We start from the raw sequence: 7,862 nt of genomic DNA, 5'->3' as shown, positions 1-7,862 counted from the left end.
GATCAATTTGTCAAAGAGCTCAATCAGGGGTTACACCCTGATTATCGCGTCAACATTTGGTCGAAGTTAACTTCGACCAAAATGTTATATGTTAACTAAAAACGTCAACCATATTCAGGCATCTACATACCGTGAACCCTGAACCTTGAACCTTGAACCCTGAACCTGATCTCTCCCCAACGCCGTAGGCGTTAAATCTCAATAGCCCCGTGCGTCAGCGCGGGGTTGCCTGTGGCCCGTAAAATAAACCCCGAGACGCGATTTTAATCAACGTCCACAGGCAGTTCGAGGGGTATTTGGTTAAAACATGCAAGGGATTGCACAGATTCCAAAATCCAATTCCGGGAATTGATAACAACCTCCGGTATTCACACCGCGGTTTTCCTAACATCCAGCCCGGAGGTTTGGCCCTCGGCGCCCGTTGGGCTACCGACCGGATGTTCCTCCGGAACATGGAATGTAGAAACAGATGAACAGATGAACAGAAAAACCGATGAACCGAGCAAGTGTATTCTTTGCAGCACTTCAACACGTTAATACGATAATACTTAAATATTTTCTTCCTGTACCCCCTTGGTCTACGAAGCTTTCCTGATCTACTTAGCTTCAGCGTAGTAGATAGCGTAGTAGACTGAACCTTGAACTCGTCTCGCGTCTCACACCTGACACACAGTAACCACTGACATACTGATTTCTGTTAGATGTACCGGTTCACCAAATTCTCCAGATATTCCTGTTTCCCGCTGATCATCTCCGGTTCACCGTTTTCAATGGCCAGGGCACGAAGCTCTTCGAGTGAGAGATTGCCTGAGGCAAACTCTTTGCCTTCGCCGGAATCAAAGGAGCGGTAACGGCCGTTACGCAGTGATTTGTATTCCGAATTCTGCAAAATATCATCCGCAATCAGAAGCGCCCGTGCAAAGGTATCCATGCCGCCGATGTGGGCGTAAAAAAGATCCTCGGGATCGGTGGAGTTGCGGCGGATCTTGGCGTCAAAATTGAGTCCGCCTGGCGCGATGCCGCCATGCTCCAGCAGGATCATCATCACGTGAACCGCATCATACAGGTTGGTGGGGAAGTAGTCGGTATCCCATCCGTTCTGATTGTCGCCCCGGTTGGCATCGATGCTGCCCAGCAGGCCGTACTGCGCCGCAAGCATCACATCATGGGCAAATGTATGTTTGGCGAGGGTGGCGTGATTGGCCTCAATATTCAGCTTAAAGTCATCCAGCAGGTCTTGTTCCCGCAGAAAGCCGATAACCGTAGCAGCATCAAAATCGTATTGGTGCTTGGTGGGCTCCATCGGCTTGGGTTCAATCAGAAAATTTCCCTTAAAACCGATACTCCGGCCGTAGTCGCGTGCAGAACGCAAAAAAGCCCCCAGGTGATCCAGTTCCCGCTTCATGTCGGTATTGAGCAGGGTCATATAGCCTTCTCGTCCGCCCCAGAACACGTAGTTTTCACCGCCAAGCTCCACAGTGGCGTCAAGAGCTGCCTTTACCTGGGCGGCCGCATGGCAAACCACATTGAAATCGGGATTGGTTGCCGCACCGTTCATGTACCGGGGATGCGTAAACAGGTTGGCCGTACCCCAGAGAAGATTTACCCCTGTTTCGTTTTGATACTTCTTTGCAAGCTCCACGAGTTCCACAAGGTTTTTCTCAGATTCACCTGTGGTTTGCCCCTCGGGTGCAAGATCCCGGTCATGAAAGCAGTAATAAGGCACACCGAGCTTGGTGAAAAACTCAAAAGCGGCTTCGAGCCGGTAGGTGGCATTGGCCATCGGGTCAGATGATTTGACCCATGGAAACGAGCGGGTACCCGCTCCAAACGGATCACTGTTTTCGTTGCAGAACGAGTGCCAGTAGGCTACCGCAAACCGGAAATGCTCTTTCATGGTTTTGCCCGCAACCGTGCGGCTCTCATCATAATGGGTGAACGCGAGAGGGTTGTCGCTATCGGGCCCTTCGTATTCGATTTTTTTGACGGTGGGGAAATATTCGTTCGCTTGTGGCATAGCAAAGAGTCCTGTGTTTTTCTGTTAAAGATCTGTTTCTGCGCACCATTTCTGAAATCCATCGGGCATCAGAACCCGGGGCAGATTCATCCGGCTGTAAGTGCTTGTCTGTGAAGGATACTTTACGGTAAAAAGCGGCTCAGCCCGGTCAGCCAGTTCTGGTAGAGTTCGTCATACACCTTCACCCGTTCTTTATCGGGCTCAATTACCTCCAGTTTCTCGAGTCCGATAAAAGCGTCCTGTTCATCCCTGAAAATGCCGGCACCGATTCCCGCACCCCTGGCGGCTCCCTCTGACCCGTCCGTTCGGTAGAGCTCCAGAACTGCTCCGGTATTGTCCGCAAAAAGTTCCCGGAACAGCGGACTCTGAAACATATTGGCCCGCCCGGCCCGAACCCATTTCGGCTCAATGCCCATGTCGCGCATGATATCAAAACCGTACCGCAAGGCAAAAACAATTCCTTCCTGAACTGCCCTGCAGAGGTCTGCACGGCCATGTCGATTCAGGTCCAGGTCAAGGAGCTGTGCACCGATCTCCCGGTTTTCAAGAATGCGCTCGGCCCCGTTGCCAAAGGGTAGAATGGTGAGTCCGCCGGAGCCGGGCACCGCCACCATGGCCAACCTGTTCATGTCGTTGTAATCGAAAGCACTTTCGTTTGTCAGTATCTTTTTTAGCCAGCTGTTCAGAATTCCTGTGCCGTTTACGCATAGCAGTACACCGTTTCTGGGTGATTGCTCCCGGTTATTAACGTGCATAAACGTGTTCACGCGCGATTTTGGATCAAAAGCGGGCCTGTCGGTCACCGCATAGATCACGCCCGAGGTTCCGGCCGTTGCAGCTGCTTCACCGGGGTTCAGTACATTGAGCGAGAACGCATTATTAGGCTGATCACCCGCCTTGTAGGTAACCGGAGTTCGTTTTTTCAGTCCCAGCTCTTTTGCGGCTTTTCCCGTCAGTTTGCCATGCAAATCAAAGGAGGGATGTGCTGTTGCCAGCAGCTTCTCAGGTATCCCGTAGTAGGACAAAAGAAGATCTGCAGGCTGTTTTTCGCGAAAATCCCATAGCACGCCTTCCGACAGCCCTGTCAGCGTGGTAGCGGTCTCTCCGGTCATTCTCATCGCAATGTAATCCCCCGGGAGAAGCATGCTATCTGCTTTTTTAAACGTTTCCGGCTCATGTTCCATCACCCATTTCAGCCTGGAAGCGGTAAAGTTACCCGGTGAGTTGAGGTAGTGCTCCAGGCAATAGGCCTCCCCGATCTCATGGAATGCGGTATCGCCGACAGAGGCTGCACGGCTGTCGCACCAAATGATGGCCGGCCGGAGTACGTTCTGTTTCTTATCCACCAGTACCAGCCCGTGCATTTGGTAGGCTATGCCTATGGCCCGGACCTCCTTTGGTGAGGCATCTGCTTGACGCATTGCTTCTTGCACAGCCGCTACCAGGTTTTCCCACCACATGCCGGGGTCCTGTTCAGCCCGGCCTTTTTGAGGCGATGAAATGGGCATCTCCTCATGCGGTGAACTCCCCGCAGCCACAGCTTTGCCTGTAGCCGCATCCAGAAGGGTCGTCTTCACGGAGGAGCTTCCGATATCGCATCCCAGTAAAAGCTCTCTTTCGGCCATCAAGGTAAATTTGGGTTATCGGTTCATCAGGCCCGGGCCGGAACCGGTGTCCCTGCAATCTTCATTGATTAAGGGCATGACTCAGAATCTTTTCATAGGCCCGTCTGCATTCAATGTATAAAGGTTTCAGCTCCAATGGTATCTCTTCCTCCCTGGGCTGATAGGGCTGGAAACCGATCGATTTGTGAACGTTGTGGTACCAGTATTTTGCCCAAACTCCATCCTCCGGGCGGGGACCCGCACGCCAGCTCAGCATTCCCCTTTCGAAGGGAATCCCCAGGAAGTCACACACGGCGGTGAGCTCACTCTCCGGATTCATCAGCACGGCTTTGGAATCGATGATATGGAACGGCTGACTATTTTTCTTCAGAAACCGGATCAGCTCCAGGTGCATCTCATATCCAACATCCCTCATAGTGGGTTTTTCCACCTGTTTGGTGTAGGAGGGAAGCATGTCTGCCGGATCTCGGGTCAGGATCAGGTTTTTCGTTTTTTTTAAAAACTCCCAATCCAGCCCGGCCAGGTGGTGCGTCATATTTTTGAAAAAGACCACCGGAGTTTCGTATGCGCCGAAAAGAATCTGTTTTACGACCTTTTCGCCGTCCGGTTCCTGCGAGGCAATCACCTCCTCTGCGCCCGGATGGTACGTATGTGCGTCGGTCGTTGTGAGATAGTGGGCATAGAGCGGTTCATCCACAACAGTGGTATCACTTCGCTGGGCAAAGGAGTACATGAGAGCGGTGGAAATGTTTCGCGGCCCGCTCCAGAGGCTGATGCGCATTGTGTTATCCACCGGCGTTTGATTTTTGAATTTCACGGGCGATGGACTCTTTGTACAGCTTCCGGAGCCTGCGGGTCATCTCACCGGGTACCGTGTCAGAGATTGTTCTCCCGTCTACGTGCGTTACCGGCGTCAGACCTCCGAAACTTCCGGTCACAAATGCTTCATCCGCTCCATATACGTCAAAAAGGGAGAAATTTCTTTCCAAACAGGGGATTCCATTTTCATGGCATACCTCAATCACCTTGCCGCGGGTGATGCCGTTCATGCAGTATTGTCCCGTGGAGGTCCAGACCTCGCCATGTTTTACCATGAAAAAATTGGTGGCGTTGCAGGTCGACACAAAACCGTGGATATCGAGCATCAGAGCCTCGTCGGCCCCGGCTTCCTGTGCCTGTATAAGAGCCTGCACCTCGTGCAGCTTGCTGTGACAGTTCAGCCGCGGATCCAGGTAATCGGGTGATCCCCGCCTTATGGTGCTGGTAAAAAGCCTGATGCCTTTTGAGGCGGTTTCGGGACTCGCTTTTTTATACTCAGGAATAATAACCAGGTTCGGCCCCGATACCGTGAGCCTGGGATCCTGACTTGGCGTCTTTTTGATTCCGCGCGTCAGCATGATTCTCACGTGAACATGGTCGTGCATTTCGTTAGCGTCTAACGTCTGCCATATTTTTTGGGTGAGTTCCTCGCGGGTCATGCCGATATCCATCCCGATGGCCGCAGCACCCTGCCAGAGCCGGTCGAGATGATCATCCAGGAAAACAAGTACACCATCATGCAGCCTGAGCGCTTCCCAAACGCCGTCCCCGACCAGGTAACCGCTGTCAAACACCGATATTCTGGCTTCATCGCGTGGAAACAGTTCACCGTTTATATAGATCCGGATATTGTCGTTTCTGGGATCGTGGACTGCATTATGTGTTCCGTGGCTCATGAACGATTTATGTGTGAATAACTATTGATTTAAGTCGAATATAAGAGTTGACCGGCATTTGATCAGAATTTCCGTAGAATTTGAAAAAAGCTGTATGCAGAACTATTATATTTCGCTTCAAAACTGATATCAGAAACAAGATTTTTAGCTATGCCAAAGGTAGTACAGAAACTCAATGATTTTGTAAATCTGATCGACCCGGATCAGAACCAGATATTTAACATGTCGCAAGAGGAGGCGGAGGCCCTGGTTGCGTCCGGCGACCCTGAAAAGGTGAGAAAGATAGAGGGGAATTTTGCCATTGTAACAAAGCAGGACGAACAGGTCTACATGGCACGTTCTATTGGAAGACCCATGCGCTACTTTATGGCCAAACAGACAGCGGGACCGTTGCTTATTGTTGCAGACCGTATTGATGATATCCACGAATACATGAAAGAACTGGGACTTGAAGACCAGTTCCGGCCCGATTACACCCGCATGGCGCCTGCTCACTACGTGACCCGGCTTGATGTTGTGGGCTGTCCCGACCCCAACCCGGTACACAAACGGTATTTCACACCCGAGCGGAATAAACTGAACGCGGATCTGGATATGATCGGAGAAGCCTATGTTGGAGCTATGGAGAGGGAGTGTGAAAAATGGCTGGACTCCATTCCGAAGAATGAACCGATCGGTGTTCTGTTTTCGGGTGGAATTGACAGCGGTTCGGTATTTCTGACACTCTACAATCTGCTTCTGAAGCGGGGCGAGTCGCCATCGCGTCTCAAAGCCTTTACGCTCTCAGTGAACAACGGCCCGGATGCCAGGCAGGCCCATGAATTCCTTGATTCGTTGGGGTTGAGCATGTTTCTGGAGGTTTTTGAGGCTGAACTTTCCGACCTGGATTACAAAGAGACTATCCGCGTGATTGAAGATTACAAGGCACGCGACGTGGAAGCGGCCACGATGGCACTCACGCTATGCAGAAAGGTGCGCGAGCGGTATCCGGATTGGGTGTACCTGGCAGACGGTGACGGAGGGGATGAGAATCTCAAATCTTACCCGATTGAGGACAATCCCGAGCTTACCATTCGCAGCGTACTGAACAACCCGCTGCTCTACCATGAAGGGTGGGGCGTCGACAAGATCAAGCATTCGCTCACCTATTCAGGCGGACAAAGCCGCGGTCATGTTCGCGTCTATGCAACATCCTCAAGGTACGGATTCAAGGGATTCAGTCCCTATACATTGCCCAACGTGATTGAGATATCCGAGGGTATACCGTTCATACAGCTTACCGACTGGAAACATGAGGAACTGTATGCGCTCAAAGGGGATGTGGTTCAGCGTGGCGTTAAGGCCGTTACCGGTCTCGATATGCCGGTATTTCCGAAACGGAGAATGCAGCACGGTGTAGTGGATATCAAAGAGTTCAAAAAAGTTTTTCCCGAGAATGAATCGGAATATCGACAGTATTTTCATGGCCTGTACAAATAATTAGCAATAAAAGGCAGGTTCACCCGACCGGTAATTTCGTAATTTGTTTTAAAGCTTCCGTCCCGTTTGAAGTATCAGATAAGCAACAAAAGCATACAGGATTACAGGCCCGAAAAGGAGGCCATGGATCCGTACCGGCCCTATCTCTGGCTGCATGAAGAGGAGGTACAGTCGGATGGATGTTTGAGCAGCGTCAATACCATTTTTCTGACAAACAGGGAGTGTCCGTTCAAATGCACAATGTGCGATCTCTGGCGGCATACGCTCGATGAGCCCACACCCGGGGGTGCCATACCCGAACAGATCCGTTTTGCTCAGAAGAAATTGCCGGATGCTGATGTCGTAAAACTTTACAACAGCGGAAATTTTTTTGACGGCAAGGCGATACCGCGGGATGATTATCGGGAAATAGCTGACCTATTGAGCGATTATGATCATATAATCGTGGAAAATCATCCTAAACTGATCGGTGATTTCATCCCTGAATTCCGCGACATGCTGAATGGCTCATTTGAAATTGCAATGGGGCTGGAAAGCATCCATCCGGTGGTGATGCCCGGTCTCAATAAGCAGATTACGCGCGAGAACTACAGGCGGGCATCTGAATATCTGGTAGAAAACGGTATGGACGTGAGGGCGTTTGTGCTGCTGAATCCACCGTTTTTAACCGATGAACGGGAAAACATTGAATGGTGCCTGAAAACCGTTGAATTTGCGTTCGACTGCGGGGCCTCAGCTGTTTCGGTGATCCCGACGCGTGACGGAAACGGAATCATGGAGGAGCTGCGGGTGCGGGGAGAGTATGTTCCTCCCAGGCTATCTGCACTGGAGGAGGTGTTTGACCGTGCCCTTCAGATGAAGAAGGGCCGGGTGTTTGCGGATCTGTGGGACCTGGAGAAGTTCTCGGACTGCAGCGAGTGTTTTGAAGAGCGGAAAAAGAGATTGGAAGCCATGAATTTGGGTCAAAAGAAATTTCCATTGGTTGAATGCAGATGCTGATAGTTTCTCGCAGATTAATGCTGAATT

General features: G+C 51.1%; 6 protein-coding genes. 2 read left to right on the top strand and 4 right to left on the bottom strand.

Annotation, left to right across the window (positions count from 1 at the left end; genetic code table 11):
* Positions 1–697: 697 nt before the first annotated feature.
* The 4 genes from xylA to DDZ15_RS05590 all read right to left on the bottom strand — a co-directional run bounded on the left by xylA (position 698) and on the right by DDZ15_RS05590 (position 5,357).
* A complete protein-coding gene (gene xylA, locus DDZ15_RS05605; protein ID WP_109645984.1) occupies positions 698–2,017 on the bottom strand; it encodes a xylose isomerase in 1,320 nt (439 codons plus the stop codon).
* A 122-nt stretch (positions 2,018–2,139) separates the two neighbouring features.
* Positions 2,140–3,642, bottom strand: coding sequence for a xylulokinase (locus tag DDZ15_RS05600; RefSeq protein WP_109645982.1), 1,503 nt, complete (start codon positions 3,640–3,642; stop codon positions 2,140–2,142).
* A gap of 61 nt (positions 3,643–3,703) precedes the next feature.
* Positions 3,704–4,435 carry a sulfotransferase-like domain-containing protein gene (locus DDZ15_RS05595; RefSeq protein ID WP_199222890.1) on the bottom strand — a complete coding sequence of 244 codons (732 nt, stop codon included), beginning with the start codon at positions 4,433–4,435 and terminating at the stop codon, positions 3,704–3,706.
* Complete coding sequence (locus tag DDZ15_RS05590; RefSeq protein ID WP_109645978.1) at positions 4,428–5,357, bottom strand: aminotransferase class IV; 930 nt, start codon at positions 5,355–5,357, stop codon at positions 4,428–4,430. The genes DDZ15_RS05595 and DDZ15_RS05590 overlap by 8 nt, the downstream gene beginning before the upstream one ends.
* Positions 5,358–5,507: 150 nt before the next feature.
* Here DDZ15_RS05590 and DDZ15_RS05585 point away from each other — a divergent pair, with 150 nt between their 5' ends.
* Together DDZ15_RS05585 and DDZ15_RS05580 are read left to right on the top strand one after the other, a co-directional pair.
* Entirely contained in the window at positions 5,508–6,836 is a 1,329-nt protein-coding gene (locus DDZ15_RS05585) for an asparagine synthase-related protein (RefSeq protein WP_109645976.1), read from the top strand.
* Between the two features lie 66 nt (positions 6,837–6,902).
* Entirely contained in the window at positions 6,903–7,835 is a 933-nt protein-coding gene (locus tag DDZ15_RS05580; protein WP_109645974.1) for an archaeosine biosynthesis radical SAM protein RaSEA, read from the top strand.
* Positions 7,836–7,862: the final 27 nt, after the last annotated feature.

Source organism: Rhodohalobacter mucosus, from assembly GCF_003150675.1.
Classification (GTDB): Bacteria; Bacteroidota; Rhodothermia; order Balneolales; family Balneolaceae; genus Rhodohalobacter; species Rhodohalobacter mucosus.
This window is presented reverse-complemented; position numbering and strand designations above follow the sequence as displayed.